The organism is Campylobacter sp. 110 (assembly GCF_002383965.1).
GTDB classification, from domain to species: Bacteria; Campylobacterota; Campylobacteria; order Campylobacterales; family Campylobacteraceae; genus Campylobacter_D; species Campylobacter_D coli.
In genome coordinates, this window is the sequence record NZ_NXBD01000039.1 from 1 (window position 1) to 25755 (window position 25755).

Consider the following 25755-nt stretch of genomic DNA (forward strand, 5'->3'; position numbering starts at 1 on the left):
TCATTTTTCACTCTCCCATGCAATTAAATTTAATTCTTCTAAAGATGTGGCATTTTTCACTTTATTTCTTAGTTCATCATTTTTAAAAATAATACTTTCAGTATATTTAGCGATACCAACCCCAAATTCTAGAAATTCTTCTTTGTTAAATGTAGTGATTTTATTATCTTGATCAATCCAAGCAATATTTTCCAAAGGAGTATTATTAAGATTTGCTAACATTATCTCGCTAACTTTTCCGCTGATATTAATTTTTGCTTCAGTATCAATTTGAAATGTAGTATTTTTAAAAGGCATAAACAAAAGCTTTTCTTCTTTTATAGCTTTTAACTCTTCTAATTTTAATTCTTTTAACTCTTCTAAGGTTTTTTCTTTAATCTCATAAGAAACAATATAAAGATTATTTTCTTCATCGTAATTTTGAACTTGCTTAAGTGTCTGTGTTTTTTCATCAAAGCTTGGCACTTCTTCTTCTTCTTCAACTTTAGCAAAACCAAGCTCTTTTAAAAGCTCATTATCGCAAGCACTTAAAAAATAAATATCTTGTGCATCAATTTCACCTTCTTCGTTTTGTATTTTTACATCTTTTAAAAAAATATCATCATATTTTAAACTTTTATTTTTTAAATCATAAAACATATTTATCCTTTCTTAATTCCAGTATAATGTTAATTTTGCTCTTGGGTTTAATCTATTCCCACCACCTAAATTCCAACCAGGAGTTGCATTTGCACTACCACTTTGATAAGAACTTAGCATTATTTGTAAGTTATTTATATTTCCAAATTTGAATTTTTTCTCTACTTTGATTTTTGCATTGGCAGCGTAATATTTACTTAAACCATGCAATTCTACATTAGAGTTAAAAATGTTCCATGTGATATTCAAAGTATTTGCAGAAGTTTTATTAGACATACTTCCAGTCGTCCAAACTTCGCCTAACATAACCACTTCTTTATTATTAATATTTGATGGCAATACCACTGCTTGTTTATAAATCATGTCTAGCTTTAACATATAATTATAATTTGCAACCGAGCCTCCTAAAGATGGAGGTAAATTTAGTGCTATGCCATTATTAGAAAGAAGGAGGCAGTTCATTTTAAGTCCTTACTAATCTTACATTATTCGAAGCTATGCAAAAATAAGCAAAAGTTTCAGTGCCACTAAATCCACTTTGAGCTATTCTAAATTTAAAAGGTGCCGAAAAAGCAGTGATATTTTGAGCATTATTGACAGTGATAGTTCCACTTTTACCTGCTCCACCCCAATTTGCTATACCAATAGCTCCTCTGGCTGTCATTGTTAAGATAAAATGCTGAGCTTGTCTTAAATCTAGATTTATACTGCCAGTTGTGCCAAGATTTCTAATTCCACCACCATAATCCACATACCATTTTCTTGCTAATTGTGTATCTTCTGTGGGATTGGCACTACACACAGGCGCTGCATTAAAGGTTTTTATACCTGCTATGGTTTGATTTCCGCTTAATGCAACTTTGCTATTTCCGACTGTATCTACATATGATTTGTTTGCTACTTGATTGTTAGCGGTAGGATTAGTTGCTGATACAGGTGGTACTGAGAATGTTTTTATACCTGCTATAGTTTCATCTCCAGTTTTTGTTACCTTATTGTCTATTTTCGAATTTAATTCCGTTTTTGCACCATTGATCTGCTCGGTTATTTTGGTATCCATAGCTTGAACTTGCGCATTAATATTGGCAATATCATACTCATTAGCTCTTGCAACAATTTCGCTAATATATTGATTCTTCTTAGTTTCTAACTCTTGTTTATGCTCTTCCTTTTTATTTGATATTTCAGTTGTAGCTGTATTTTTAGCTTCGTTGACCAAATTTAAGGATGTGTCTTTTAACTGCGAAATTTGACTTGTAGCTGTATCGCTTATAGTTTGTATTTCTTGTAGCGCATCAGATTTTGCCCTATCTAGCGCACCTGTTATTTGTGTATTTTTGTTATCTAGCAAATCTAAAGCACCATCATATTTTTCTCTTAAACCTTGTAAGCTTTGTGATGCCAAATTTAAATCATTTGCAACTTGCTTTAAGTCCGCCATTCTTTACTCCTTATAACTTAATTTAATTATTTTTTTATCAAATAAAACATTTTCGATTGAAAAAATGTGAGAATAAATTCCACCCAAATTATCTTTTATAATTTCATCAAATTTAGCTAGTTTTTCTTCGCTGGCTGTATCTAATCTGCTTATATTTTCATCTGTTTTATTTTGTATATTTGTTATACTTTCTTCACTGAGTGAATTAATAGAAGCTAATTTCTCATTAGTATTAGAATTAAATTCGTTAAGTTTGTTTTGATAATTTGAGTTAAAGTTGTTGATTAAAGTATCTAAATCTGATTTTCCTTGTGCCATGATAAGCTCTATTTGGTTTTTTTGAGCTAATATTCCACTTGTTTCATCTGTAACGCTATTTGACACTTCTTTCATTTCATCAACGATACTTTTTTTAAGTTCTAGCAAATAGCTTTCAATAGCTGTTTTATCATTAGCGAGTTCTGTTCTTGCTACTTCAGCCAATCTTCCTAAATCTTCATTAGCTATTTTAGATCTTTCTATAAAGTTAGCTAAAGCCACATCTACGGTATTTTTATTAGCTTCTACATATGCTTCAATTTGATTTTTTAGAGTCTCAATGCTTGAAATCTTAGCATCTACGCTTGAGTTTGCTTGTGCTAATTTTAAATCAAGTTGCCCTTTTAATCTTTCGCCATAGCTTTCTAAATCTGCTTTTAGATTAGAAATTTCTGTTTTGAAATCGTTGATAATAGCTGTAAAACTTCTCATATCTTCGCTTATTTGTTCGCTTTGTTTTACTGCTTCTCTCAAATCATTTATAATTCCAGTTGATGAGTTTATAAGATCTTCTATTTTTAAAATATCTTCATATTTTCCTACTATTTCATCCTCTAGCTTCTCGCAACGCTTTAGTAGATCAATCATATTTTGATTTAATCTTTGATTTTCAAAAAGAATAGTGTTTATTTTAAGTTTTATTGTTGCTTCAGCATCATTAACTATATTTTGAACTTCTGATTTTACATTTTTAAAATTATTGGTTATAGATATAATCTCATTCTTTGTTGCCACGATATTTGAAACAAGTTTATTTACAAGCTCTATATTAGAATGCAAATCTTCTTTAATACTTTGTGCGTGTTCTAGTTCTTGTAAGATTTGTTGCTTAAGTTCTATGGATAAATCTAAATAGGATTTGGTAAGATTTTTGTTTTCCTCTATTTTTTTAAGACCTGCATTAAAATCAACAGCTATGTTGTAATATTCTTCAAGTTTTATTTTTATAATTTCAAAATTTTTATTAAACTCATTAAGTTCAGGATATTTATCTTTAACAAAATTAACTCCATTGCTTATATCTTTTTCTGATTTTATAATGTTGTTGTAGATTTCTTCTATATTATTTAAAGTATTTTTTATTTCATTGCTTATTTTTTCAATTTCATTTCTTTTGTTTTTAGTAAAATCAGTATTGCTTTGAGTAAGCTCGCTATTTTTTACAACTAAATTTTTAAGCTCTAAAATTTGATTATAAAAATTATTAACTTGTTCTTTTAGTCCTACAATTTCTTCTATTCTAGTATTATCTAAAGCAGTAGCAACATTTGAAATTCTTGACAAAACTTGATTTATAATCTCAAGTTTTTCTCTACCTGTTTTTAATTCATTTAAGCTTGTTCCCATTTTTAACCTTCATAATAATCACTATCTTTGATTCTCTTTTCACAAAAGAAAAGCAGATCATCCATGGCTAAAAGCCATTTTTTATCATCTAAATAAGCTATAAAATCAGCACTATTTATACTTTGAGCATAGTCTTTATAACTCAAAGCTCGATTAAATTTTTTTGTGAAATTACAATTACAACCATGTTCTTTCATCATCAAGCTCCTTGCCATCGTTAGCTATATACTCATAAATTATCTTGTCACATAATGCCAGAAAGTCTTTTTCTTCGCATCTTGTAATCAAATAACAAACATAATTAATCACAGCAAAACTAAGTGTTTCATCTATCATTAAATGTTCTTTTTCATTGTCAAAATCAGGCTCATCAGGAATAATCAAAAAATGATTATCTCTAACTCGCCTAAAAACTTTTTCGCCTTGTTCTACATTTTTTAAAAGAACGCTAGGAACACATTTTGATAAAATATAATAAAATGCTTCCATAAAATAAGCTTTCAAAACTTCATCATCTTCTATCATTTTGTAAGAATTTTTAACTTTAGCGATAATGAGTTTTTTAGCCATAATACAAAGCATTATTCACCTTTTGCTGCTTCTAAAACCGCTTTAGCCTTTGCATTATTTCCACTAGTTAATCCCACGCCTATAGCAAAAGCATCAGCATTTCTTACTTCTAAAGTGCTTTGCGTATAAAATCTTTTTGCTTTTGCAGTAATATCAGTTGGAACATCTTCAATCATAGTAGGAATATAAAGCCCATGTTTCATATACTCAAAATCCCCAGCAATTAAAACATCACCCAAACCATATTTAGGGCTTAATAATCTATGCATATGGAAATTTACCGTTCCAAAATCTGTTTCAAGGCTCACTACTTGTCCTACTAGTTTTGTTTCATTGCCTAAAATTCTTGTAGCGAATTTATTGATAGCTCCTTTTAACTCAGCTCCTAAAAAGACATCTTTAGGCGTAACTCCGCTATTCCAAATGGTTTGCAAAATTTGATTAAGTTTATCTTCTGTTAGTTCTGTTGCAGTTCCGCTCCAATCTTCTGCTTCATCAAAAGCTAATACATTTCCACGCTTTCCATTAGAAAAGCTATTTTTTCCTTTAGCGATATAATGAAAAAGTCCAGCCATTTCTCCACTTGTTGCTTCTTGTGCTTGAACATAATCTTTGAAAACTGATTTTTTTACATCACTATCTCTGCCTAGACCAAATAAAGCATATTCCATATCCATTTTATGTTCTTTGGTTTTTTTGCCTATTTGATACTCCATTTCATTGCCACCATATTGATTTGCTTTTAATAAAGCTTTTGATACCATGGCTTCGGTAATGAATATTTGAGTAGCATTTGTAGTTTTTTGGGCTGTGTTTTTTGTTTTACCTACAAATTTACTTAACTCTAAATTTGCATTCTTTTTTGGTTCTTCAAAAGTATCGGTAATCCAACTATGAGTTAAAGGATTTGTAACCTTTGAAGTACCTATTTTATTTAAAATTGGTGTTTCAGTAGCTCCAATTTTAATAATCGTTTCATATATTGATTGTTTTAACTTAACATTTTCTGTTGCGGGTGGGGTATGTCCCATTGAAGGTAAAGCCATTTTTGAATTCTCCTTAGTTTAGTTTTAAGGATTTTTCCAAAAATGGCTATTTCAAATATAGTGTGTTTTGAAATAAAATGAAATTTTTAAGTATTTTTTTATATAATTTCATAGTTTTAAGGATAGCTCTTTGAAGACTTTGTAAAAAGTTTGAAAGGAGGTTAAGATGAACGAAGTTATTATAATCTTAATGCTTTTAGTAGTCCTTATCGTAGCGATAAAGAGCTAGATAAGAACTAATCTTTTAATATAGTTAATGATATTTTAAAGAAACCCTGCTTAGTTTGTCCTTAAAACACTAAAAAGTCTTCAAAAAAAGCAGGGTGAAGACTTCAAATATTTACACTTTTATAAAGTTCTAAACATTCTAAGAAATCATTTTGCATTCTTAAAAGTAGTTTATTCTCTTTGTTTTCATCATCTTTTAAATCTTTTAACATTTTTTCTAGCTTTAAGGCATAATTTTTAAAAGTTTTAAAATCAAAGGCATATAAACCATTTTTAGCCAATATACAATTTAATTTATCTTTAAAATTATTTTTACTTTGTTCTAAATCATACTTTAAAGCTTTAATCTCATTCTCATATTTTTGCTTTTGCTGTGCTAATTGAGATTTGTAACCTAAGCTTTGTCTAAAAGCTAACTTATCGTGCTTCTCATATTCAATATTTCTTAGTCTTTTTTCCATTTCATTAAAAGCTTTGATAAACTCGATTTTCCATTTATAAGCCTTTTCACCTGTAAAACCCATCACTAAAAGAGAAAAAGCGTCGCGAGTGATTTTGTAGCAAGGTAAAATTCTACCCGTGCTATCAATATATTTACTCAGCTCAAAATTGAGCTTAGTAAAATTATCCTTTGGAAATTCATTTATTTTGCGTATAATATTTTTGTGGTTTTTATTGAATACTTCAGCCACGCTTAAAGAAGTGGTATATACTGCATTATCTACCACTTCCAACTCTACATCCACGCCATTAATTACAGCTAATTTTTCCATTTTTTACCTTTTTGTTTTGATTTATAAAAGTTAATTATTTTATAACTTTTATGCAGTGATTATACACTTTTTTATAATATATGTCAAGCATAAAATACATTTTTTTATAATTATTTTTTATTAAAAGTTAAATTTTTATGTATTTTTTGCTATAATAACTAAAAACAACAAGGATATTAAATGGATATAGAAACATTTGAAAAAAAATTAAATGAATTAGAGCTTACAAAAAAAGAATTTGCAAATATGGTCGGAGCTGTTTATAATGGTGTTATCAATTGGAATACAAAAGGCGAAACACCTAAATGGGTTGATAGTTGGCTCATTAATTATGAAAAAGCAAAAGTTTTAGATGAAATTTCAAAATCTATAAAACCTTTTATAAAATAAAAATAGTGTATTTTAAAGCAAATTATTTATTTTAAAAAAAGTAAGATTATAATAAGAATTATTGACACAAAAAGCATAAATATCTTTAAAATGATTAATAATATAAAGGTTTTAAATTAATTTATCTACAATATAAAATAATTTTTATTATAGCTGTAGTATAATTTTTATTATGATCCATAAATAAAAAAATTATTGACAAACAAAAGGTTATCTTAATTATGAGTATCAAAAAAACTATAACTAGCTTATCAATAGTTTGCAGTATGGCATTAATGCCAATAAAAGCTTTAAGTTCACAGTATGTAGGTTTTAATGATGCAAAAACGATACAAAAAACAATAATAAATCGCACTGATTTTTATAAACAAATTTGTGATAGTTTGTATTCTGATATGAAATTTAATTTTAATTCTTTTATGTGCTATAAACATGGAATTACAAAACTAGATGAAATTAAAAAGTTTAAAAAAGAAATAAAAATTCTTAATAAAATTATAAGCGTATCAAAAGAAAGAATGGAAAAAAAAGGAAGTGAATTAAAAGATTTTGATGCCAAGGTACATTATGCATCAGTAGCTTTAAAAAGTGCAATAGAGAAAAAATTAAATCCTGATTTCGTAAAAATATTTGGAGCTTATAAGGGCAAGGAAATAGATATTATAGAATACGCCAAAGGTGTTTTAAAGGCTGAAGAGGAAATTAAAAATGCAGTGTATTAAAAGCTATGATTTCGCATATTACACTACACGAATTGATGATTTTGTACAGCGTAAAGATAGACAAGATATAAAGGTAATACAAGATTTTTTCTGTAGTTTTATTTTATATTATTGGGATAATATTGTTTTGCTATGCAAACAAGAAAATAAAGAAAGTATTGAACATTTTTTATCAGAAATTTGTTTATTGAAAATAGATGATATTAATTTAATATTATCGCAATTAGGACAATTTAAAAATTCAACAACCAAAAGATTGGAATGCTTGGATGTTAAATTAACTTTAAATTCTAAATAAATAACCGAGTTGTCATTCTTTGTATATGAAAAGCCCCAGCTACCTGTCCTTGTTTTTCAATGAGTAGTTTTTGTAAAGCACCTTTTCCATCGTGATAATATTCTGCATAATTTTTTCCAAATTCTTTTAAAGAACGAGATAAAAATCAAGGACTTTAAGCCCTTAATTTTTATTATCTTCGCTCCTTTCTTTTAATTTAATAAGATTTTTTAGCGCATAAGTGCCTATTTTTCCTGCTATTTCCCTGTTATTTTTTTTATCTGTAACCTTATCTATTTTTTGCTTTCTAGCTATAACTTGTTTTATTTTCTTAATTCTTTCTTCTCTAGCTTTTTTATCATTTTGTATTTTTTCATCAAGTCTTTGTTTTACGCTTTTTTTATTCTTTTTCTTTACTTCTTTTGCCTTAATGTTCTCTTTTATATCATCCATTAAGTTTGTTTTAGGCTTAGTTTGGGTAGAATTTTTATCAGAGAACGACACTTGCTTTGTCTCTGAAGATGCCCTAGATGTCGGTAAGGCTCTCGCATTATTATAATATACTACTTCAGCATTTTTCATTTTATTTTTTATATTATTTTGTTTCTTTGGTGAATTGCTAATTATAGTCAAGTGCGTTTCATAATCTTTGCCTATACTTGTAAAATAAGTTTGATTATCTATGTTTTTAATAAATACAAAATCATCCTTATCTCTTAAGACTAATTGTGGATTTTCTAAAGTATCTTTTATATGTGGTATATATTTAATTCTATCTCTTTCAACTAGTTTTAACAAACTCCCCTTGGTAAGCTTTATTTCTCTATCTTTTAAAGCCATTTTTACTTCATTTGGCATATTGGGGATATAATCATCATCAATACTTTTAAGATTAAAAGTTTTCATCCATTCCCTTCTGGCATTTTTATCTATAATATATTCTTTACCATTTTTGCCTATAAATCTTAAAGAATTATCTTTAGGATCAGCTTTATCCATGAAGAAGTTGTCGCCTTTGATAACACCTTCTTTTATTAGTGCATCTTTTAATATTTTATTTTGTTCTTTATCTACTTTAATATAATTATCCAAAGCATCTTTAAAAATTCTACTTTGTTCTTTATCTGCTATTTTTATGTTTTTAAGATTAGATATAACTTCTTTATTGGTTTTAGCAAGTTTTAATGCATCTAATATTTGATTTCTTAACGCTTGCTCTTTAGCACTTTTCATAAAAGGAACTAAAGCATGTATTCTAGCAAAAACACCACTTATTAATATTCTATCAAAAACACCCTGTATTGTTGTGGCTATTGAAGAATTTGTTTTTTTGCCGCTACTAGCTAAAGCCGTCATTATTAAGTCTTTATTGTTTTGATAAATTTTTGCATAAACATTTACTACTTCTTTTGCATATTTTAAATCTTTACTTACAAATTCTACATTATCCATATCTTTTGCTAGGTTCTTAAAATCATATCCTATATCTTCAATTCTATGTTTTGCTAGTAATGCATTAAAAGCATGTTTTTCATTTGCTTTTCGCTCTGCTTCATTCATACCTTCAAAAGCTCTTTTTAAATCTTTGTCTTCATTGATATTTCTAGCACCATTAGCTATTCTTTGCGCGAGTGCTTCGGGTGTTTCTTGGTCTTTGATTTTTCCTAGATAACTATTATTAAAATTTTCTTTTAACGCATAGTTTTTATTAGCATCTTCTAAAATCTTCTTTGCTAGTTCTTTATCACTTGCATTTTTTATCATAGTTTCATCTAAAGTATCTTTTACTAGCCTATAAGCTTCTTTAGTATTATATGTCTTATTTCCTGTGGCTAATTGCTTATTTATAGCACTTCTTAAGTTAAATATTTGCTCAGCACTTAAGTCTTTATCAATAGCATCTTCTAGAAAGCTACTAATATTTGTTTTTATATCTTGCTCTAAAAAATTGTTGTTTTTAAACTCTTCAATCTTTGCTAAATCTTCTTTGCTTAACCTTATTGAGCCGTTGTTAAGCTCATCTATACTTTTTATAGCTTGAGCGTATTCATTATTAATTCTTTTTTTATAAGAGCTATTATCTTTTTGCCAAGCTTTATAATCAAACTCGCCATTTAAACCTGTTTTGTTCTTAAATACTTCATCTTGTTCTTTAATTATATTTAAAAAAGAAATACTAGCATCCTTATCAGTCTTCAAAACATCATCTAAAAAACTTCCTATTTCGGGATAAGCTTGAGCTGATTTTAATAATATTTCTCTTCTTTGAGTAGTTGGAACTCCTTGTAAAGCATTAGAAATATTTTTTAAAATAGCACTTGTTCTTTTAGCGCTATCTTGTATAAATTGTGGATTATTCTTGTTAAGTCCTTGCTCGACAATGTTTTTTAATATTTCTATTGTAGGCTTTCCATTTTCTAAGTATGTTGGATTTTCTTTTGCTATAAGTTCATCTATTTGTTTTTTATTCTCTACATTTTTTGTAAGATTATTAAAAATTGTTTCTGCATTTTGCAAACCACCATCTGTAAATTTTCCTATCATAGGGATATCTTTTTGGGTGATTTTATCTATAACCCTATTACCTAAATTACCCCCTTTTACTGCCATGCCATCTATCATATCTTTACCGGCCCTTGCTCCTGTTTTTGCCATATTATAGGTATTTTTTAAAGCTCTTGCTCCTTTGGCAACTCCTGCAAAAGCTGCATCTCCTATTAAAGAAAGTCCTGCATTTTCGCCCATAAGCATAAGAGCTTCTTTTAAATTCATATCTTGATTTGTATCTTTTGTATTTCCGTAGTAATCATATCCTGCCCCTAAAGATGCACCTAATGCACCACCTGCAACCATACCAAATCCGCCACCTAGCATTGTACCGCCAATGGCACCTGCTGTTCCTAAAGCTACACTAGTACCATTATCTCTTATTCCGCGATATAAATTACCCATTGTGCTACCTTGCACTTTAGAATAATTTCCGTTATTATCTTGCACCCAATAAGAGCCATCATCATCTTGCAATAATCTTCCACGCCCTGATTTTTGCAACTCATCGCCTAAATCTCTCATAAACTGATTACTTTTTCTTGCTACTTCATTATCATCAGCAAAAATAGGTTTAGAGGAATTAAATTTAGATTGCTTATCTAAAATATAATCACTCAAATCATCAGCATTCATAGAAGGATTTTTATTGTAATCATACAAATCTCTTTTGTATTCGCCAATATATCCTAGTGGATTTGTTAAAATTTGGTCTTTAATATTGTGTTTTTCATATTCTTTAGCATATTTGTCTTTATTCTTATAAAAATCATTGATTGCTTCATTTTTTAAATTTGATAAATATTCACTTGTATCTTGATTTTCACTTTGACTTGATCCATCTTGCAAAAAAGAAATAATGTTATTTTCTTGTGGTTTTTCTAATAAAAATTCTCTTATATTCATTGTATCAATCCTTGTTTTTTTAATTCTTCTACGCTAACTTGCATTTTTCTACCTGCTTGATTAACTAATATTACATTACCATTAGCATCAGGCTCTGATATTTGAGCATTAATTCCATTAAAACTAACGCTATGTAATTTTGGTGTATTTTGATTTTGCACTTCTTGTATATTTTGATTAGTTGTTGAATTATCTATAATGACTGCATTTTTACTAGGTTTATTTGAGATTTCATCTTTAATATAATAAGACTCAAGATCCTTTGCCAAACCCTCTCTAAAATCTTTTAAATCTTTTTGTCTTTGCTCTTCATAAAGATTATTGATGTATGGATTTTTTAAATTAGAAATCTTTGCCATTTGCTCATCATAATAAGCATTAATCTTAGCTTCACTAGTGGCTATATAATCCCTTATTGCTTTTTCATATTCTTTAGCATTTATAGTTTGAGCTTTCCAAGCTGAAGGCTCTTTGTAAATTTCATCATGCCTTGTTCTATTATAGTTTGTATCTCTTCTAACCTTTTCATTGTAAATACTATCGCTTATAAATTTAAATAAGCTATCTTGAGCATCATTTATATTATCTCCACCAAAAAGTCCTTTTATGTTTTGCCATGTTCCACCCAAAAGACCTTGCCCATCATAATAAGAATCACCACCACCTTTTTTTATGGTGTTAAATCTTTCTTGTATTGCTCTCATCTCAGGATTTGACTTTGTATAGCTTGGTAGATTAAGTATTGCTTGGTCTGCTAAAATTTCATCTTTTTGCTCTCTTGCATTTATTGCTTGCTGTCTTAAAGCATTTTGCATGGCATATTGTCTAGCTCTTTGGTTATAATTCATTTGCCATTGCTGATCTGCTATATTTGCTCTTTCTTTTTGATAATCAAAGTTTCTCTCATTTTGCAAAAGCTGATTATTTTGCATAGCCTGATTAAATTCCATTTGTTGCTTTCTTAAATCTTGCTCTTGCTGAAACTCATTAGCTTTAACTTTATCATCAAAACTTTTACTCATGATGTCATATAAGACACCACCGACTTTTCCTGCGTTTTGTATAACGCCTGTATCAGGATTAAATACTACTCTTTGTGGGTTATAAAATGCCATTTTGTTTCCTTTATTCTTTCTTTTAAAATAAAGGATTTAAGGAAGTTTGTGTATAATTTTAAAAGGGTGTAACGCCAAAGGGTCGCCACCCTTTAGCGTTAATTTACCGCCCAGTTGGGAGGTGATTAAATTGCTAAGCAAAATTATAGTTATAATTATACTACTTTGTATAATTATAGTCAAGGCTTATTAATACTTGATTTCCCCTTTTTTAAGGGGAGCTATAATTTCCCTTTGGCTTCCTTAAATCCAAATCTATTTAATTACTCCAAACATTTTGAAGTTTATTTTCCATATTCTTTCTTCTGTTTAACTCTTCATTGGCTAAAAACTTATTGAAGTTATAAGCATCTTTTTGTAAATCAAAATTTTTCTTTGCCATTTTTTGCTGATTATAAGCACCATATAAAGCGCCCCCAGCGCCTAAAACATTTCCTAATCTATCAAAATTAGTTACTTTATTTGCATCAGAACTTTTAAATAACCAATCTCCAAAATTACTAAAAGAATTTTTTAATCCATTTAAAAAACCACCACTGCTACTTGCTAAATTTGGAGTAAAATTGCTTGTTTTCATCAAAGTATCTGCAAAGCTAGATCCTAATCCCGTACCACCTTTTAAAGCTGTTATAAAATCCATAATTTCTCCTTTATACTAAACTTAATAATTCTTTGCCTAGATCTATCTCGCTAACTTCGCCTTTTTTTAACTTATCGTTAAAATCACTCGTTCTTACATTATTATTTGCACTTGATAAATCTTCAGCTTTTTTGGCATTATTTGATTTTCCGACCAAATTAAGCAAGGTTTTCCAGCTGTCAATATTACCTTCGCCTAAACCATTTAATTTTGTTGCAAGTTCTGCCATAGCCTTTAAATCCGCATCAGGATAGGCTTTTCTTAACTCGCTTTCTACTTGTGCGTATTTAGCGATTAGTGCATCTTGCTCTTCTTTGTCTTTTTGCTTTTTATCAAGCTCTTCAAGCCTTTTTAATTTCTCATCAAGTCCATCAAGTCCTAATTCTTTTAAATACTGCTCTCTTTGTAATTCTTGTTCGCTTGGCTCTTTTTTTGGATTTTTTAAAGCTTCAAGCTCACTCATTAAAGCATTTAATTTGTTGTCATTTTCACTTTTATAAGCTTCAAACATCGCCTTATAATCAGGCTCGTTCTCATTAGCAACCTGCATAGGTTCATTATCTTCTACTTGCGTAGGTTCATCGCCATTATTAGCAACTTGTCCTTTATCATCATCTGTTATGACATTTATTAAATCTTTTAAAGCATCATTTTCCATCTTCTTCATCCTTTATTTTATTGATTATTATGTCTAAAAAAGCCATAGTTTAACCTCACTTCTTTTTCATCGTTATTTTTTGCTATATAAAAACATTCACTATATTTTGCTTTTATAAATTCGATTAAATTCTTTCCTCCTTTAGTTTTAGATATATCGCTTTTAATTTCAATATTGAGCATTAGTTTCTCCTTGTTGCATTTCTTGCTTATTTTCAAAAGCAAATAGGCTATTTACATTCTTTACACCTAAAATTGGTAATAATTCTTTAGTAAGTTCTTTACTAGCATTTATAATCCCATAAGCAGAATTTGCATCGCCTATACTCATATACATTTGATATAACCCAGAAAAAACTTGCATACTAGCTTGAATTCCTGCACGTCTAATTTCTTTATTCATGGCACCTGTGCCGGTTTGAATTTTAAATCTAAAACTAGGTATATCCTCTCTTTGAAAACCATTAAAAAAACTATCTTCTCCATACTTAAAAACAAGCATTGCAAATCTATCAAATAAAGGCTCTATAAAAGTTTCGTTATACTGTCTTATATAGTCAGCACTTCTTCTTCCGCCTTCTTGTGCTTTTATGCTAATTTCTGTTGCTGTTTCATTTTGTGCAGTTTGAGCTCCATTGTTTTGTGGACTAACTCCTGTAACTTCTGTGAGTTCGCTTTCTAAAAGCTGTAAATTTATTCCCGCACTATTTACATTTGGTGGTGGTAATATTTGCACACCCTTTGGATCGTCTGTATATATTGGTTTTCCTAAGGTTTCTATATCTTCTCTGCTTACTCCCATTGATTTTGGCATCATTATTTTAGGCATGATATGAGTTCTTACTGCATCGATTAAAAGATTTCTAGTTATATTAATTTCATCTTGCAAAGGCATAGCAGAAGCCATTATAGGCTCGCCATAAGCACTTACATAGTTTTCGTTATCTATCTTTTTAAGTTGTGGCAGCATTGAGCCCCAGACAAAAGGCTGTCCATCTTGCAAAGTAACTTCATTTCTAAGTAAATTATTTTCAAATAAGGTAGAAACCACCCACTCATCATCGTTTTTTCTTTCATAAATATCATAAAGCTTCACTTTTTTATACTCATCATCTTCGTCAAAAAGCTTTTCAATTTCTATGTTTTTATAAAATCCTAGCTTTTGTCTTTCATGGATTTGATTATAAGTTAGGTAAATTTCATTAACTATATATCCTACATCCTCGCTATTTAACGCATTTGGATCAAAGAATATACTATCAATATCTACTCTTTCAATGCGTGGCATTCCTTTATGCCAAGTAAGCTTAGCTATACTTGTTCCCACAAGTAAAACATCTAAGAAAAGCGGTTGAAAAATCTTAAACATATTGATTTTACCACTATAAAAATCAATTGCATTCTGCCATAGCTCTATAATCGTATCATCGCTATTAATGTAAGTTTCAATATCTGCCATTCTCTCACTATTAAAATATACATCATTTAAGCTAGTGATTAAATACTTTACCTTAGCGTTTATTTTTGGTATGTAGATACTTGATTTATTTCTTTTTCTCAATTTTTGCATTGCCTTATTTTCAAGCAAATAAGCATCTTGCAATTCTTTAAAGTGTGGTTTGTAATTTTCATATCCACTTTTACTTTCTCTAATGAGTTGTGTTAAAAACGACACTCTCTCATCATTAGTTCTTTTTGTTTTCATTCATAATTCTCCATATTGTTGTTTTGCTTAAATTTGTTATTTTTAAAATATCTTTTTCATTCACTCCTTTTTCAAATAAAAACTCCGCAAATTCTCTTTTAAATTTCTTTTTAGAAATATTATTAAATCCTGATACAAGCTCTAAAAATTCATTTGCAAGACTTGACTTTATAGCCTCATCGCTTAAATTTGAAAGCTTTTTTATTTTGTTTACATCAATTGCATCATAAATCATTAAAAACTCACCAGCCATCATAGCTCCAATCTTCATTAGTATTGTTTCTGCTGTATAGTTTTTCAAAAAAAGTTAATGCCACCGCATCGCTAACATCAGGACTTTTGCCATAGTTCTTTTTTAATTGTTCTTTTGAAACTATCTTTAAAAGCCCCTTGTCGCTATATTCATACTCAATCATTCTCATATCTTTTTTTAATTCTTCATCTTTAACAAGCTCCATGTGTTTTAAGTTTTTAGCAAAGGTAAAATACATTTGCGCTCTTTTATTTAAGTATTCATTACTGGTTGCAGAATTTGCAGAATTTGCCTCAAATACAGGCAAACCATAATTTAACAAGACATCATACACGCCAACGCCAAGACCGCAAGTATCTATAAAAATACCTTTTGGTTTATCTTCGCTTTGATTGTATTCGGCTAATATTTTATTTGCTAATTCCATGGTTCCAAGTTGTGAGTATTTTTTTATTTCATCAATTACAAAACCTTTTCTTTTTGCAAGAACACTCTTATCGTCTCCATATCTTGCTACATCAAGCCCCCAAATATTCTCGCCTTGCATTTTTTCAATGCTAAAAGAGTTCTTGCTCATCGCATTTTCAATTTCAGTTAATGCAAAAAGCTCCGCACCCCCGCTATCTATAAACTCGCCATAAATTTCTTGCTTGACAACTTCACTACCTTCTCCGCCTACTTCTTCAATAAGTTCTTTAATCTGATCTTCTTTTAAAAATGGATTATCATAACTTGAGAATTGAAAATGTTTCCAATTTTTATCGCTGAGTTCTTTTCTGCAAAGTTCATAAAATAGATTTTTTCCTTTAGGAACTCCACCGATAATCGCTCTTGATTTAGGGTTATCAAGCAACATAGGGCGTATAGCGTTATACCAAAGATACTCTCCTTTGCTGCCTTTTAAAATAATTCCTGCTTCGTTTAAGATAACAAGGTCGTATCCAAAACCTTCGATATTTTCACTTCTTTCAGCACTTCTCATATGAAGCACAGCTTTATTAATAATTAGTTTCTTATCTTGCACGCTCCAAGAATAAAAATCTTTTGGCAAGTTTTTTAACTCAGGTGTAAAATATAACTCGTAATAATTTTGTAAATTTGCTTGTATGGTATCCACCCATAATACATTTTGTCCTAAAAGCAAGTTTTCGATAACAAACTTAGCACTTCCCCTTGTAAAACCAAGTCTTCTGCCCTTTGCTACAGTTATAAAGCGTGGATTTTTATCATCAAAAACTTTAAGTTGTGCCGGAGTGTAAGAAAAGTCAAGCTTTAATTTCATTTGATTTCACTTCTTATAATTTCAATTTTTTGAACGTTATCGCTGACAACTTCTTGTTTATCCACATATCCATGTTGATTTTTTAGCAAGAACATACTAACGCTAGGTGTATAAGTGCCGATTAAGGAATGGTTTAAAATATCCATTTCACATTTTTGCTTAGCTTGAGATACAATTTCTCCAAAATCCTTATCCTTCTCCCACTCGCCTAAAGTTTGCATTGTAATTCCTAAATACACAGCTAATCCCACTTTTGTTTTAGGTGCAAAAATAACACTCTCCTTAGTTTCTTTTAAGACAACTCTTTCATTAAAATAACTCTCTATCTTTGATACAAGCTCTTCTTTTGTCATACTTTTGCCATTTGTCATCATTCTAGCCATCAAGCCACCCCTTCTTTAAAATTAAATTCTTTGATTTCTAGGTCTAAAAAAGATTTTTTAAAACTAATAATCTCATAATCGCCTTTTAAAACATTCTTATCGTTTTCAAATAACGCATCTAACACGCATTTTACGATATTGTCCCCATCGCCATGCCTTTTGCTGTTAAATCCTATTTTTAAAGAAAACTCATATTTCTTTTGCTTATCAAAGGCTTGAAAACAGCTAATATTATTTTGTCTTCTAAACTCCATTTGCAAGAGTTTTTTAAAATCTAAATATTTAAGATAATCTTTACATGTAAATTTAGATCTTTGCGTGGTTCTTTTATAAGGAACTGGGTTGCTTTTTAAATCAATTTTTAAAATATACTTTTCCATTTCAGACTTTCTTAAATTTAGCTTATGCGTTTAAAAGCTATTTTGCTTTTAAGAATTTTTTCAAATCTACTCTTATTCTCATTAAATAGCCTTTTTTCTTCAGCTTTTTCAAGCTCTCTCATTTCATCTAAAGTTAAAACTCTTTCTATTTCTCGCACTGGTAAAGAATGCTCTAAATCTCTTCCTATCCTATCTTGATTTTTGAACATGAAATCAACTAAAGCTTCTTTAAATTCTCCATTAGCTATCAAATCACCATCTTTATAAGTGATTTGCTTAAAAGTATTGATGCAAATTAAAGAATCAATAGATTCTTGATTTATTTTAATTTTTTGATTGCTTCCGTAATTTGCAAAATATGAGTATTTAAAATCGCCTTTAAAAACTCTAAAGCAAGCTTGATTTTTGTATTTACTGCAAAGCCATTCTAAAAATATTTCCTTATCTTCAAAACGCTTTTTAAACTCGATTTGAGCCCTTTTGCAAACTCTTCTTAATTTCTCATAGCTTGTCCCTACGATATTCTCTCTTTCTAAAGTTTCGAAATAAAAATCTAAGAAAGAATGAATATCCTTAACGCTTTTGAGATATCTACCTACAATATCAGTTGCTTGAGCCTTATTAATTTCCAATAAGTCCATTAAAATTTGTATTTTTTCTTGCATTTTTTACTCCTTAAAAGCATTCTAAGAGCTTGTCTTTGTTCTCATCTTTCATTCCGTAATACTCCATCAAGTTATCAACCACACTAGGATTGGCTTCTTTTTTTCTGTTAAAACGCTGATTTTTTCTTGCTTCATTTTCTTTAGCGTATTTAAGCCATGTATAAAGACTTCCTGCCACACTTGACATTCTTTTTCCATTTCTTTTCCATTCCCTAGCATCCCAATAGCCTATAAAATCATTAGCCAACTCTTCACCAAAGTTTGTGCCATTTTTCTCATTAAAAGCTATTATTTGCCCCATAAGCTCATTAGCATTTGGGATTTTAAACTGTTTTTTTGCCATTTTCTCTAACTCCTTTTTGCTAAAATCAATAAAGCTCGTCACAAAAGAGGCGTTTTGATTACAAACGCGTTCTTTCTTTTCTTGATTATTTTTTAAATTTTCTAAATTCTCTTTTTTTATAAATTTATTATTATTTATATTTATATTTATATTATTTATAAATTTATTATCGCGTGCGTGCGTGCGTGTTTCTATATAATGCAATTTCTCTTTTTTTTCGTTTTCAGTAGTTAATTTTCTGTCGATTGATGAAGTGTTATTTTTAAGAGTTTTGCTTAGCTTTTCATCACTGTTTTTAAGCAAAGATAAAGCTTTGTTAAAATGCTTTTTAGCTTGATAATTTTCATCTTTTAAAATCCACTCATAAAAATTTAAAGAGCCATTTCTAACCTTTTTAATTTCTAAAAGTCTGAGTTCAATTAATTCTTTTTTAGCAATTCTTAATCTATTTAAACTCATTCTTTGATTGTTTTTAACTTTTATAAACTCTCTTAGATAGATCTCACTTACAATCGTTTTTTCACTAAGCTTTGCTAATTGAATATACAATGCTAAAGCATCAACACTAAGACCACCATAAGCTATAGTGTTTGATAATTTCAAATAGCCTTTTCTCTCTCTTAGGCTTTTACGCCCCAAAGCTACATCAAAACTTGCTATAAAACTTGGTATCACCAACTCTCCTTTATGTTATAATTTAAATTAAAAAGGCTTTTTATGTTTAATTCTTTCTTAATTTGTCCTCACTACCGTGATAAAAAATGCGTTTTAGATAATGATAAATGCAAGATATTAAAATCCCAGCCGAAATACGAGCCACTAGAAACAGTCTAAAATCCAACATCATCAAAGTAAAAATAAATAATCCTATAATCTCAATCAATCTTTCAAGCATTTCATTCCTTAATCCGTTTTAAAAAGTCCTTTGCTATAATTTTTTTGCACCCAATCAAGAAAAGGACTTATCAAAATGGATAAATTACCTAGGAGAAATCTAAGTCTTATTAAGGCTTAGATTTTTATCATTCTCAAGCAAAGCACCAGCAAGTTCCATACTCTTTTCATTGCCTTTTTCATTCTCTATCCTTTCTTTTTCTCCCACGCTTAGGTATGTTTGTAAGATTGCTACGAACATCCACCCAAAATTCATGAGGTATTCCATAGAGTTTTTTAAACTCTATTTGTTTTTTAAAGCTTGGGCGTGATTTATTTGTTCTAATCTTTTTAACACTAATAACCGTATAGTGATTACTCAATATTTTTGTAAAATCAAAAAAATCTATTTTTTTCATAACGAAAGTATAAAATAAAGAAACTTAATAAATATTTAATTATGTTTCTAATTATGGAACATTATTTGCTTAAAAAAAGTGTATAATTTTTATACTAAAAAAGGAGAGAATATGGGAAGAAATGGAGATATATTCGATTTTCATTTTGATACTGAAAAATTTAAATTTTATTTAAAAAATAGAGATAAAAAAGTTACATATCAAGATTTGATGGAAATTTTATATAAAAATGGCATAGAAAGCTCAGAAGCAACAATAAAAAAATGGTTGATGTCTAAAGAAGATAATAAAACAAAACCTAAACCACAATATATAAAAATTTTATGTAATGCATTAGATATTCCTTTCAACGAAGTGATATTGCAAGATGTTTTTAGAAACGATAATCAAATAAATTTCAGATATTTTCCAGATATTTATGCGAGTGCAGGACTTGGAACATCATCTCAAAGCGAAGAAGTAAAAATTGTTTCCGTTGATGAAAATTTTCTAAAAGAAATTTTAGATATACCCATAAAGAAGAGTTATGATATTATAAAAATTAATGGCGATAGTATGGAACCTATTTTATCTAATGGTGATTTTATTATTATAGATAGAAGTAAAAATTCACTTGAGACTATTTCAAACGCAGATATTGTTATTTTTAGAAAAAATGATGATTTATTTTGCAAAAAAATTAAAAAAGAACCTTTTGAAGATTATATTTTTTTAGTTTCTGAAAATAAAAAATACGAGGATAAAAAAGTAGATAATAGCGAATTTGAACAATGCGAGATCTTAGGTGCAGTAGTATCAAAAATGGCGATTGAAACCTTTAAAAATTTTATAGAAGTGGTGGGAAGATAAATATAAAATCATAAGCTTGTTTGTGATAAATTTTAATTTTTATTTTATTTGAAGAGTTAAACTGATAAAATTAGTTAAATGGAACAAGGAGTTAATTATGAAAGGAATAATCTCTGGCGTATGTGCCATAGCTTTGCTTATATCGGCTAACACATTAAATGCTGACTATAATGCAAAGTTACCCATAGAAGTAAAATCAAAAAATACTCAACATGCTTTAAAAACTGTTAAAACGGAAGATTATATTAGTTTGTGCAGTGAAGTTGAAAAATTAAATAGATGGGCTTTTTATACTAGTTTATGTGACCAAAATTATTTTTTAACACTTGAAGGAAAAAATAAAATACAAGAAAAGCAAAAAATAAGAAAAATTATTAAACAATTAAATAAAACAATTGCAACTTCTAAAAAAAGAATGAATGATAAAAATTTTACAAGATTTGAAGATGCTGATTTAAAAGTGTACTACTCATCTTTAGCGACAAAAAATATATTAGAAATCATACTAGATGAAGATTTTATGAAGATTACAGGTGGCTTTGATATTTCGTTCTTTAAAGAAGATTTTGATATTATTGAATATGGAAAAGGCGTAGAAGAGGCTCAAAATATAAAGGGGCTTGTATGAAAAACTTTGCATACATAATTAATGTTTTTAACATGATTCTTAAGGAAGAAAATAGAGATACAATAAAGTATTTACAAAAAATTTTATGTACTGTTATATTGGCTAGATATGATGATTTTGTAAAAGATTATAAATCCTTTAATAATTTTAAGCAATATCAAACATTTGAAGAATGTCTTGCTTTTATTTTTCAAATAGAGCTTAACCGAATAGAAAAAACTTTATTTTTATTAGAAGAATTTAAGAATATTCAAAATGATATTACTAGATGCATGAATGTAAAAATAGATAATCTTTAAAATAAAAAAGTTATAGTCTTAAAAGCTTTATAGGTGTTTTATATGTTTTTTTAAAGCGTTTTTTAAATTATTTTTTATCATCTAAAAGTCTTTTTATATTTTCTATTTTAAATGTTTTTATATTAATTTACCCTCAATACCCCATCAACCTTTTATATCCATCGCAAGCAAGTTGATAACCATTAAAATTATAATTTTCCAAACTTTTTCTCATATTCTGATAATTTTTCTTTTAAATTTTCATTTTCTTTATACATTGCATCTATTATATCTTCTCTTTTGTCTTCAGCTATTTTATAACTTTCATCTGCACTATGTTCATCATCTGATATTGTTTCAATTAGTTGTTTTAGAGCATCATTATCCTCACTTCTATCTTTTTCTTCACGCTCTTGAAGTAACAAGCTACAACACTCTTCAAGCAAAATAATATCTTTTTCTGTTTTTTCTCTTGTTTCATCAAAATCTTTACGAATTTTATATATATTCTCTATAAAGTGAATTTTAAAACTTTCATTTAGTTCGTTTAAATTAGCTTTGATTAAAGATATTTCTTTATTTATATCTTCTATTTTTTTCTTTTTCTTTTTTTTATTTTCTAGAATAAACATAATAATATAGTACATAATTACAATGCTAATAATAAATATAAAAAAATGCATATGTTTTTCCCATAATATATTTCATTCTTAAAAATTATACCACAAAAATATTTTTAAAAAAGTTTCTAATTAATATACTAAATTAAATTTTAATTAAGTTTCTTTATTATATACTTTTATCAACAAAACAAAAAGGATAAAAAAATGCTAGAGGTTAAATTAGATTTAAGACCTGATATTAAAAAAATGCTAGAAATAGTCTTTGAAAGAAATTATTCAAAAAGTTACGCTTCTTTGGAAGAGTTTTTAGCTAATGTTCTTCATAATGCAGTTAAAAACTTAATCACCAAAGAAGCATTTGAAAACAAAGGATTTGTTATTTCTCTAAAAGATTAGGAGTTTCGTTTAAAACTTGAAAATCTTTGTCATTTAGTCTTTTTTCAAGGGTTGCGACTTTACTTTCTAGCTCGCTAACTCTTAAAAGAAGATTATTAAGTTGAGCTTTTAAGCTTTGTATTTCGTCCATTACATCACCTTCCTAGAGTGAAAGTGATTATAACTAAAAAAAGGATAAAAAATGAGTTTTACAGATCTTTATTTTGATAGAGAAGAAAAAAGAATTTCTAACTACGCAAGAGAATTAGTTAAAGATGAATTAGAGAGCAGAGAAAACTTTGCGGACATTTTTAACTCTTTGCAAGAATTTAAAAATATTTTAGAAGCAAGCTTGGAAGATGATGAAGATATTGCAGCTTCTTTGCAAGCCTATGGAGATGAGTTTATTAACGATACCTATGATTTATTGGAAAAAGTAAGGAAATTTGAGAAGAAATACGAAAAGCTTTATTAAAAGTTTAACAAGTTCTTTTTATTAAAGAACTTTCTTAAGCTTTTGACCGCTTGGAAATTAAGCTTAATTGCTAATGTTCTTTTTTTTGCTTTACTCTTACCCACGCAGTGGGACGGGGGCTTTAGCAAAGCGGTTTTAAACGAATTTATTTCGGATAAAACAATAGCAATAGCATAGCGGAAGGGTTAGCAAGTTATCCATAAACTTGGCTCGATATTATTGTTTATAGTGCTATTTTTAAGGTTTTCTTGCACTTTAAAAACGACAGAAAATCAAGAGTTTAAGAAAAAGAAAGTATAATTATAAAGTTTAAGTTGCTAACTTGTCTCGGTGTTGAGAAAGGAGGCTCTAAAATGTGGGATAAAATTTTAACAATTTTAATCTTAATCTTAGAGCTAATTAGAGAGCTTATAAAACTCTAATATTTTTTAACACAGACAAATTCTAACCAAATCCGCTTAGCATAAACTTAAACGATTATACAATGCCGAGACTTGCGGATTTGCTCGGCTTTTCTTAAACTCCTTTAATGCTTAAATGGGGCAACTTTTACAAATTAACTACTTGAGAATTTACCTTTTTTGTTTTATTTCCTATTCTAAAGAACTCAGTTGCCCCTTTTAAGCATTAATCTAAAAGGAGAAAAATGAAAGCTTATCACACAAAAGAACAAGTCATCATTAAACTTAGCAAAGATGAATATCGAAAAGAAATGAAGCTAAATAAATCTTTAAAAGATGAAAATAAGTCTTTAAAAGATGAAATTTCTAGTCTTGAAAATGAAAAAATAGAGCTTTTAAAGCAGTTAAAAGACCAAATAGAAGCAAATATGAAAAATATAAAAGAAATTAGCTCTTTGCAAAATAAAATTTATGAGCTTCTTTATGCAAAAGAAAGGTCGAAACTATGTTCTTAAATAGTAAAAAAAATGAAAAAATAAGATATTTAGAAAAAGAAATTCAAAGGCTAAAAGGTGTAATAGCATTAAAAGATACTGCTATAAATGAAATTTCATTGAAGCTAGAAGAAGAAATTGAAATCAATGTAAAACTCAGTAATTTTCGTATAAAAATACTTGATGCTTTAGGGCTTATAGGCGTTTTTAAAAATGATGATAAAGCTATTAAAGAAGTAAAAAGATTAAAGGAGAAAGAATTATGAAAAAACAAACAAAACCGCTAAGTATAAGAATTCCATTAGAATTAAAAGAAGAGTTGCAAAAAATAGCAGATAAAGAATACCGCCCTTTAGCAACTCAAATAGTTAAAATTTTAAGCGATTATGTTAAAATAACCAGTAAAAAGGAGAGATATGACAAGTGAAGAATTAAAACAATTTTGCAAGGAAAGAAATTTAACCTATAAAGAGTTAGCCGAGTTAATAGGTTTTGGTGAAGGTGCGGTAAAAAATGCTATTTCTACTGAAAAAATAAGTTTTCAAATGGCACACGCCATTAATATGCTTAAAAAAATTTTTGAGCTAGAAGCAAAACTAGAAAAAGCAGAAGCTATCAAAAAAGACTTTAAAGCGTGGATTAACGAAAATTAATCCACAAAGTAAATTTAAATTACTTCTTTATCTACAAAAAATAAAAATAAATTATTATAAGCTTGACAATAAGTAATTAATATGATATAATTGTGTTATCAAAAGTAAAAATAAATTACTTTTGAAATCCAAAATAAAGGAAACACAATGCAAAGATTAGATTTTTTAATCAAAATTGCCCTTTTGGTTTATCTAATTTGTAAGATTATCCAGTTATGGATATAAGCAAAGGGCGAAAGCCCTTTAAATCTTAAGCATTGTGTATCCTTTAATTATAGCATAAGGAGCTTAAAATGAGTGAAATTTTAGAAGTTTTACAAGTGGTTTTACTTGCTTATATTGCATTAAGGCTTAGCAAATGAGCCAAGAAGAAAAGTTTTTAGAATGTTTAGCAAAAGCGACTAAAGGAAAAAAGGATTTAAGCAATTTTGAAGTATTGGAATTTGCTTTCAGTATATTTTGTTGCCTTGATAATTATATTCAAAATAACAAGGCTAGAGATAAAAAAATTTTAAAATTATTAAAAGGAGATTAAAATGAATTTAGAAATATTTAGAAAAGATGAAAATAAAGAAATAAGCTTAACCTCTTTAGAGATAGCAGAGCTTACAGGAAAAGAACACAGAAATGTTACAAGAGATATAGAAACTTACTTAGAAAAAGTGGTTGAAGGGGGTGTCTTCAAATTTGAGCATACCTACCAAAACCCACAAAATAAGCAGTTTTACAAGTGTTACCGCTTACCAAAAAGAGAAGTATTGATTTTAGTGAGTGGATATAGCGTAGAACTAAGAGCAAAGATAATCGATAGATTAGAATACTTAGAAAATGAGCTTAAGAAACAAAGTTATAAACCGCTTTCATTAAAAGAAAGTTTGCAAATGCAATTAGAACTTTTAGAGAGAAATGAAAAGCTTCAAATTGAAAATGTAAATTTAAAAAATGAAGCCAAAGAAAACGCACCACTTATTCACTTTGCAAATCGTATAAAAGATACTAATGATGCTATTTTAATAAGAGATTTCGCAAAAATACTTTATGAAAAAAATAAAATTGAAAT

At 28.4% G+C, this 25755-nt stretch carries 37 protein-coding genes and 1 pseudogene; 14 read left to right on the plus strand and 24 right to left on the minus strand.

What is annotated here, in order from left to right; all coding sequences use genetic code 11:
* The 8 genes from BGS43_RS04840 to BGS43_RS04875 all read right to left on the minus strand — a co-directional run bounded on the left by BGS43_RS04840 (position 1) and on the right by BGS43_RS04875 (position 6362).
* Positions 1 to 639 carry a DUF4376 domain-containing protein gene (locus BGS43_RS04840; protein WP_096568394.1) on the minus strand — a complete coding sequence of 213 codons (639 nt, stop codon included), beginning with the start codon at positions 637 to 639 and terminating at the stop codon, positions 1 to 3.
* Between the two features lie 12 nt (positions 640 to 651).
* Positions 652 to 1101 (minus strand): hypothetical protein, encoded by a 450-nt coding sequence (locus BGS43_RS04845; protein WP_096568397.1) that lies wholly within the window; start codon positions 1099 to 1101, stop codon positions 652 to 654.
* Between the two features lies 1 nt (position 1102).
* Positions 1103 to 2080, minus strand: a complete 978-nt coding sequence (locus BGS43_RS04850; RefSeq protein ID WP_096569030.1) for a hypothetical protein — start codon at positions 2078 to 2080, stop codon at positions 1103 to 1105.
* A 3-nt stretch (positions 2081 to 2083) separates the two neighbouring features.
* The gene (locus tag BGS43_RS04855) at positions 2084 to 3745 is read right to left on the minus strand and encodes a hypothetical protein (RefSeq protein WP_096569033.1); all 1662 of its coding nucleotides are present in this window, start codon (positions 3743 to 3745) and stop codon (positions 2084 to 2086) included.
* Positions 3746 to 3747: 2 nt separating this feature from the next.
* Positions 3748 to 3942, minus strand: coding sequence for a hypothetical protein (locus BGS43_RS04860; protein WP_002796936.1), 195 nt, complete (start codon positions 3940 to 3942; stop codon positions 3748 to 3750).
* Positions 3923 to 4327 (minus strand): hypothetical protein, encoded by a 405-nt coding sequence (locus tag BGS43_RS04865; RefSeq protein WP_002825884.1) that lies wholly within the window; start codon positions 4325 to 4327, stop codon positions 3923 to 3925. The genes BGS43_RS04860 and BGS43_RS04865 overlap by 20 nt, the downstream gene beginning before the upstream one ends.
* Positions 4327 to 5361, minus strand: a complete 1035-nt coding sequence (locus tag BGS43_RS04870) for an SU10 major capsid protein (RefSeq protein WP_096569036.1) — start codon at positions 5359 to 5361, stop codon at positions 4327 to 4329. The genes BGS43_RS04865 and BGS43_RS04870 overlap by 1 nt, the downstream gene beginning before the upstream one ends.
* 332 nt (positions 5362 to 5693) lie before the next feature.
* Positions 5694 to 6362 (minus strand): Rha family transcriptional regulator, encoded by a 669-nt coding sequence (locus tag BGS43_RS04875; protein ID WP_025443310.1) that lies wholly within the window; start codon positions 6360 to 6362, stop codon positions 5694 to 5696.
* A 180-nt stretch (positions 6363 to 6542) separates the two neighbouring features.
* On the opposite strand from BGS43_RS04875, the gene BGS43_RS04880 reads away from it, so the two are divergent.
* From BGS43_RS04880 to BGS43_RS04890, 3 genes are all read left to right on the plus strand, one after another.
* Positions 6543 to 6752, plus strand: a complete 210-nt coding sequence (locus tag BGS43_RS04880; RefSeq protein ID WP_096569039.1) for a hypothetical protein — start codon at positions 6543 to 6545, stop codon at positions 6750 to 6752.
* Positions 6753 to 6973: 221 nt separating this feature from the next.
* Positions 6974 to 7474, plus strand: coding sequence for a hypothetical protein (locus tag BGS43_RS04885; protein WP_060785263.1), 501 nt, complete (start codon positions 6974 to 6976; stop codon positions 7472 to 7474).
* A complete protein-coding gene (locus tag BGS43_RS04890; protein WP_096569042.1) occupies positions 7461 to 7772 on the plus strand; it encodes a hypothetical protein in 312 nt (103 codons plus the stop codon). The genes BGS43_RS04885 and BGS43_RS04890 overlap by 14 nt, the downstream gene beginning before the upstream one ends.
* Before the next feature lie 162 nt (positions 7773 to 7934).
* On the opposite strand, the gene BGS43_RS04895 is transcribed toward BGS43_RS04890, so the two are convergent.
* The 14 genes and pseudogenes from BGS43_RS04895 to BGS43_RS10210 form a co-directional block, all read right to left on the minus strand.
* Positions 7935 to 11204: a PBECR2 nuclease fold domain-containing protein gene (locus BGS43_RS04895; protein ID WP_096569045.1), complete on the minus strand. Its 3270-nt coding sequence runs from the start codon at positions 11202 to 11204 to the stop codon at positions 7935 to 7937.
* Entirely contained in the window at positions 11201 to 12319 is a 1119-nt protein-coding gene (locus tag BGS43_RS04900; RefSeq protein ID WP_057044264.1) for a hypothetical protein, read from the minus strand. The genes BGS43_RS04895 and BGS43_RS04900 overlap by 4 nt, the downstream gene beginning before the upstream one ends.
* Positions 12320 to 12578: 259 nt before the next feature.
* Positions 12579 to 12959: a hypothetical protein gene (locus BGS43_RS04905; protein ID WP_002788342.1), complete on the minus strand. Its 381-nt coding sequence runs from the start codon at positions 12957 to 12959 to the stop codon at positions 12579 to 12581.
* A gap of 10 nt (positions 12960 to 12969) precedes the next feature.
* Positions 12970 to 13617: a hypothetical protein gene (locus BGS43_RS04910; protein ID WP_002791793.1), complete on the minus strand. Its 648-nt coding sequence runs from the start codon at positions 13615 to 13617 to the stop codon at positions 12970 to 12972.
* Positions 13607 to 13799 (minus strand): annotated as a pseudogene (locus tag BGS43_RS04915) (hypothetical protein). The gene BGS43_RS04910 and the pseudogene BGS43_RS04915 overlap by 11 nt, the downstream one beginning before the upstream one ends.
* Entirely contained in the window at positions 13786 to 15321 is a 1536-nt protein-coding gene (locus tag BGS43_RS04920; RefSeq protein ID WP_096569048.1) for a portal protein, read from the minus strand. Before BGS43_RS04920 ends, BGS43_RS04915 begins: the two are co-directional and overlap by 14 nt.
* Positions 15302 to 15574 carry a hypothetical protein gene (locus BGS43_RS04925; protein ID WP_002781524.1) on the minus strand — a complete coding sequence of 91 codons (273 nt, stop codon included), beginning with the start codon at positions 15572 to 15574 and terminating at the stop codon, positions 15302 to 15304. Before BGS43_RS04925 ends, BGS43_RS04920 begins: the two co-directional genes overlap by 20 nt.
* Entirely contained in the window at positions 15564 to 16856 is a 1293-nt protein-coding gene (locus BGS43_RS04930) for a terminase large subunit domain-containing protein (protein WP_096569051.1), read from the minus strand. Before BGS43_RS04930 ends, BGS43_RS04925 begins: the two co-directional genes overlap by 11 nt.
* Positions 16853 to 17239 carry a terminase small subunit gene (locus BGS43_RS04935; protein WP_002788335.1) on the minus strand — a complete coding sequence of 129 codons (387 nt, stop codon included), beginning with the start codon at positions 17237 to 17239 and terminating at the stop codon, positions 16853 to 16855. The genes BGS43_RS04930 and BGS43_RS04935 overlap by 4 nt, the downstream gene beginning before the upstream one ends.
* Positions 17239 to 17619: a crossover junction endodeoxyribonuclease RusA gene (locus tag BGS43_RS04940; protein ID WP_057041730.1), complete on the minus strand. Its 381-nt coding sequence runs from the start codon at positions 17617 to 17619 to the stop codon at positions 17239 to 17241. Before BGS43_RS04940 ends, BGS43_RS04935 begins: the two co-directional genes overlap by 1 nt.
* Positions 17620 to 17636: 17 nt before the next feature.
* Positions 17637 to 18284, minus strand: a complete 648-nt coding sequence (locus BGS43_RS04945; protein ID WP_096569054.1) for a hypothetical protein — start codon at positions 18282 to 18284, stop codon at positions 17637 to 17639.
* Between the two features lie 10 nt (positions 18285 to 18294).
* Complete coding sequence (locus BGS43_RS04950) at positions 18295 to 19302, minus strand: hypothetical protein (RefSeq protein WP_096569057.1); 1008 nt, start codon at positions 19300 to 19302, stop codon at positions 18295 to 18297.
* A 319-nt stretch (positions 19303 to 19621) separates the two neighbouring features.
* Positions 19622 to 19777, minus strand: coding sequence for a hypothetical protein (locus BGS43_RS09830; protein ID WP_153881857.1), 156 nt, complete (start codon positions 19775 to 19777; stop codon positions 19622 to 19624).
* Positions 19701 to 19919, minus strand: a complete 219-nt coding sequence (locus BGS43_RS10210) for a hypothetical protein (RefSeq protein ID WP_002783998.1) — start codon at positions 19917 to 19919, stop codon at positions 19701 to 19703. Before BGS43_RS10210 ends, BGS43_RS09830 begins: the two co-directional genes overlap by 77 nt.
* Before the next feature lie 111 nt (positions 19920 to 20030).
* On the opposite strand from BGS43_RS10210, the gene BGS43_RS04960 reads away from it, so the two are divergent.
* The 3 genes from BGS43_RS04960 to BGS43_RS04970 all read left to right on the plus strand — a co-directional run bounded on the left by BGS43_RS04960 (position 20031) and on the right by BGS43_RS04970 (position 21695).
* Complete coding sequence (locus BGS43_RS04960) at positions 20031 to 20768, plus strand: S24 family peptidase (protein ID WP_096569060.1); 738 nt, start codon at positions 20031 to 20033, stop codon at positions 20766 to 20768.
* A gap of 97 nt (positions 20769 to 20865) precedes the next feature.
* Positions 20866 to 21396, plus strand: a complete 531-nt coding sequence (locus BGS43_RS04965; protein ID WP_024266027.1) for a hypothetical protein — start codon at positions 20866 to 20868, stop codon at positions 21394 to 21396.
* A complete protein-coding gene (locus tag BGS43_RS04970) occupies positions 21393 to 21695 on the plus strand; it encodes a hypothetical protein (protein ID WP_025398973.1) in 303 nt (100 codons plus the stop codon). The genes BGS43_RS04965 and BGS43_RS04970 overlap by 4 nt, the downstream gene beginning before the upstream one ends.
* Before the next feature lie 188 nt (positions 21696 to 21883).
* Here the strand turns inward: BGS43_RS04970 and BGS43_RS04975 are convergent, their stop codons facing one another.
* Positions 21884 to 22321 (minus strand): hypothetical protein, encoded by a 438-nt coding sequence (locus BGS43_RS04975; RefSeq protein ID WP_141085297.1) that lies wholly within the window; start codon positions 22319 to 22321, stop codon positions 21884 to 21886.
* Positions 22322 to 22501: 180 nt separating this feature from the next.
* Here BGS43_RS04975 and BGS43_RS04980 point away from each other — a divergent pair, with 180 nt between their 5' ends.
* The gene (locus BGS43_RS04980; protein ID WP_096569064.1) at positions 22502 to 22693 is read left to right on the plus strand and encodes a hypothetical protein; all 192 of its coding nucleotides are present in this window, start codon (positions 22502 to 22504) and stop codon (positions 22691 to 22693) included.
* Here the strand turns inward: BGS43_RS04980 and BGS43_RS09835 are convergent.
* A complete protein-coding gene (locus BGS43_RS09835; RefSeq protein ID WP_002810114.1) occupies positions 22674 to 22823 on the minus strand; it encodes a hypothetical protein in 150 nt (49 codons plus the stop codon). The genes BGS43_RS04980 and BGS43_RS09835 overlap by 20 nt on opposite strands.
* A gap of 51 nt (positions 22824 to 22874) precedes the next feature.
* On the opposite strand from BGS43_RS09835, the gene BGS43_RS04985 reads away from it, so the two are divergent.
* The 7 genes from BGS43_RS04985 to BGS43_RS05005 all read left to right on the plus strand — a co-directional run.
* Positions 22875 to 23147: a hypothetical protein gene (locus tag BGS43_RS04985; RefSeq protein WP_002825851.1), complete on the plus strand. Its 273-nt coding sequence runs from the start codon at positions 22875 to 22877 to the stop codon at positions 23145 to 23147.
* Between the two features lie 646 nt (positions 23148 to 23793).
* Positions 23794 to 24063, plus strand: a complete 270-nt coding sequence (locus BGS43_RS04990; RefSeq protein ID WP_096569067.1) for a hypothetical protein — start codon at positions 23794 to 23796, stop codon at positions 24061 to 24063.
* Positions 24054 to 24308 (plus strand): hypothetical protein, encoded by a 255-nt coding sequence (locus BGS43_RS04995; protein WP_002825847.1) that lies wholly within the window; start codon positions 24054 to 24056, stop codon positions 24306 to 24308. The genes BGS43_RS04990 and BGS43_RS04995 overlap by 10 nt, the downstream gene beginning before the upstream one ends.
* The gene (locus tag BGS43_RS09840; protein WP_172669219.1) at positions 24305 to 24469 is read left to right on the plus strand and encodes a hypothetical protein; all 165 of its coding nucleotides are present in this window, start codon (positions 24305 to 24307) and stop codon (positions 24467 to 24469) included. The genes BGS43_RS04995 and BGS43_RS09840 overlap by 4 nt, the downstream gene beginning before the upstream one ends.
* Positions 24459 to 24695: a hypothetical protein gene (locus BGS43_RS05000; protein ID WP_052773988.1), complete on the plus strand. Its 237-nt coding sequence runs from the start codon at positions 24459 to 24461 to the stop codon at positions 24693 to 24695. The genes BGS43_RS09840 and BGS43_RS05000 overlap by 11 nt, the downstream gene beginning before the upstream one ends.
* A gap of 358 nt (positions 24696 to 25053) precedes the next feature.
* The gene (locus BGS43_RS09845) at positions 25054 to 25230 is read left to right on the plus strand and encodes a hypothetical protein (RefSeq protein WP_171824150.1); all 177 of its coding nucleotides are present in this window, start codon (positions 25054 to 25056) and stop codon (positions 25228 to 25230) included.
* A 1-nt stretch (position 25231) separates the two neighbouring features.
* Positions 25232 to 25755 (plus strand): Rha family transcriptional regulator (locus BGS43_RS05005; protein WP_096569069.1); only part of this gene is annotated, 524 nt, incomplete at its 3' end.

Bases quoted from the DNA above. Each gene is read 5' to 3' on its own strand.
- BGS43_RS04960 (WP_096569060.1), top strand. From the start codon at position 20,031: ATGGGAAGAAATGGAGATATATTCGATTTTCATTTTGATACTGAAAAA.
- BGS43_RS04910 (WP_002791793.1), bottom strand. From the start codon at position 13,617: ATGGAAAATGATGCTTTAAAAGATTTAATAAATGTCATAACAGATGAT.
- BGS43_RS04930 (WP_096569051.1), bottom strand. From the start codon at position 16,856: ATGAAATTAAAGCTTGACTTTTCTTACACTCCGGCACAACTTAAAGTT.
- BGS43_RS04905 (WP_002788342.1), bottom strand. From the start codon at position 12,959: ATGGATTTTATAACAGCTTTAAAAGGTGGTACGGGATTAGGATCTAGC.
- BGS43_RS04850 (WP_096569030.1), bottom strand. From the start codon at position 2,080: ATGGCGGACTTAAAGCAAGTTGCAAATGATTTAAATTTGGCATCACAA.
- BGS43_RS04890 (WP_096569042.1), top strand. From the start codon at position 7,461: ATGCAGTGTATTAAAAGCTATGATTTCGCATATTACACTACACGAATT.
- BGS43_RS04875 (WP_025443310.1), bottom strand. From the start codon at position 6,362: ATGGAAAAATTAGCTGTAATTAATGGCGTGGATGTAGAGTTGGAAGTG.
- BGS43_RS04980 (WP_096569064.1), top strand. From the start codon at position 22,502: ATGCTAGAGGTTAAATTAGATTTAAGACCTGATATTAAAAAAATGCTA.
- BGS43_RS04865 (WP_002825884.1), bottom strand. From the start codon at position 4,327: ATGCTTTGTATTATGGCTAAAAAACTCATTATCGCTAAAGTTAAAAAT.
- BGS43_RS04880 (WP_096569039.1), top strand. From the start codon at position 6,543: ATGGATATAGAAACATTTGAAAAAAAATTAAATGAATTAGAGCTTACA.
- BGS43_RS04855 (WP_096569033.1), bottom strand. From the start codon at position 3,745: ATGGGAACAAGCTTAAATGAATTAAAAACAGGTAGAGAAAAACTTGAG.
- BGS43_RS04970 (WP_025398973.1), top strand. From the start codon at position 21,393: ATGAAAAACTTTGCATACATAATTAATGTTTTTAACATGATTCTTAAG.
- BGS43_RS05000 (WP_052773988.1), top strand. From the start codon at position 24,459: ATGACAAGTGAAGAATTAAAACAATTTTGCAAGGAAAGAAATTTAACC.
- BGS43_RS04845 (WP_096568397.1), bottom strand. From the start codon at position 1,101: ATGAACTGCCTCCTTCTTTCTAATAATGGCATAGCACTAAATTTACCT.
- BGS43_RS04895 (WP_096569045.1), bottom strand. From the start codon at position 11,204: ATGAATATAAGAGAATTTTTATTAGAAAAACCACAAGAAAATAACATT.
- BGS43_RS10210 (WP_002783998.1), bottom strand. From the start codon at position 19,919: ATGAAAAAAATAGATTTTTTTGATTTTACAAAAATATTGAGTAATCAC.
- BGS43_RS04940 (WP_057041730.1), bottom strand. From the start codon at position 17,619: ATGGAAAAGTATATTTTAAAAATTGATTTAAAAAGCAACCCAGTTCCT.
- BGS43_RS09845 (WP_171824150.1), top strand. From the start codon at position 25,054: ATGAGCCAAGAAGAAAAGTTTTTAGAATGTTTAGCAAAAGCGACTAAA.
- BGS43_RS04975 (WP_141085297.1), bottom strand. From the start codon at position 22,321: ATGTACTATATTATTATGTTTATTCTAGAAAATAAAAAAAAGAAAAAG.
- BGS43_RS04870 (WP_096569036.1), bottom strand. From the start codon at position 5,361: ATGGCTTTACCTTCAATGGGACATACCCCACCCGCAACAGAAAATGTT.
- BGS43_RS04995 (WP_002825847.1), top strand. From the start codon at position 24,054: ATGTTCTTAAATAGTAAAAAAAATGAAAAAATAAGATATTTAGAAAAA.
- BGS43_RS04900 (WP_057044264.1), bottom strand. From the start codon at position 12,319: ATGGCATTTTATAACCCACAAAGAGTAGTATTTAATCCTGATACAGGC.
- BGS43_RS04885 (WP_060785263.1), top strand. From the start codon at position 6,974: ATGAGTATCAAAAAAACTATAACTAGCTTATCAATAGTTTGCAGTATG.
- BGS43_RS04990 (WP_096569067.1), top strand. From the start codon at position 23,794: ATGAAAGCTTATCACACAAAAGAACAAGTCATCATTAAACTTAGCAAA.
- BGS43_RS04925 (WP_002781524.1), bottom strand. From the start codon at position 15,574: ATGGCTGGTGAGTTTTTAATGATTTATGATGCAATTGATGTAAACAAA.
- BGS43_RS09840 (WP_172669219.1), top strand. From the start codon at position 24,305: ATGAAAAAACAAACAAAACCGCTAAGTATAAGAATTCCATTAGAATTA.
- BGS43_RS04965 (WP_024266027.1), top strand. From the start codon at position 20,866: ATGAAAGGAATAATCTCTGGCGTATGTGCCATAGCTTTGCTTATATCG.
- BGS43_RS09830 (WP_153881857.1), bottom strand. From the start codon at position 19,777: ATGAATTTTGGGTGGATGTTCGTAGCAATCTTACAAACATACCTAAGC.
- BGS43_RS04920 (WP_096569048.1), bottom strand. From the start codon at position 15,321: ATGAAAACAAAAAGAACTAATGATGAGAGAGTGTCGTTTTTAACACAA.
- BGS43_RS09835 (WP_002810114.1), bottom strand. From the start codon at position 22,823: ATGGACGAAATACAAAGCTTAAAAGCTCAACTTAATAATCTTCTTTTA.
- BGS43_RS04860 (WP_002796936.1), bottom strand. From the start codon at position 3,942: ATGAAAGAACATGGTTGTAATTGTAATTTCACAAAAAAATTTAATCGA.
- BGS43_RS04985 (WP_002825851.1), top strand. From the start codon at position 22,875: ATGAGTTTTACAGATCTTTATTTTGATAGAGAAGAAAAAAGAATTTCT.
- BGS43_RS04935 (WP_002788335.1), bottom strand. From the start codon at position 17,239: ATGGCTAGAATGATGACAAATGGCAAAAGTATGACAAAAGAAGAGCTT.
- BGS43_RS04840 (WP_096568394.1), bottom strand. From the start codon at position 639: ATGTTTTATGATTTAAAAAATAAAAGTTTAAAATATGATGATATTTTT.
- BGS43_RS04945 (WP_096569054.1), bottom strand. From the start codon at position 18,284: ATGCAAGAAAAAATACAAATTTTAATGGACTTATTGGAAATTAATAAG.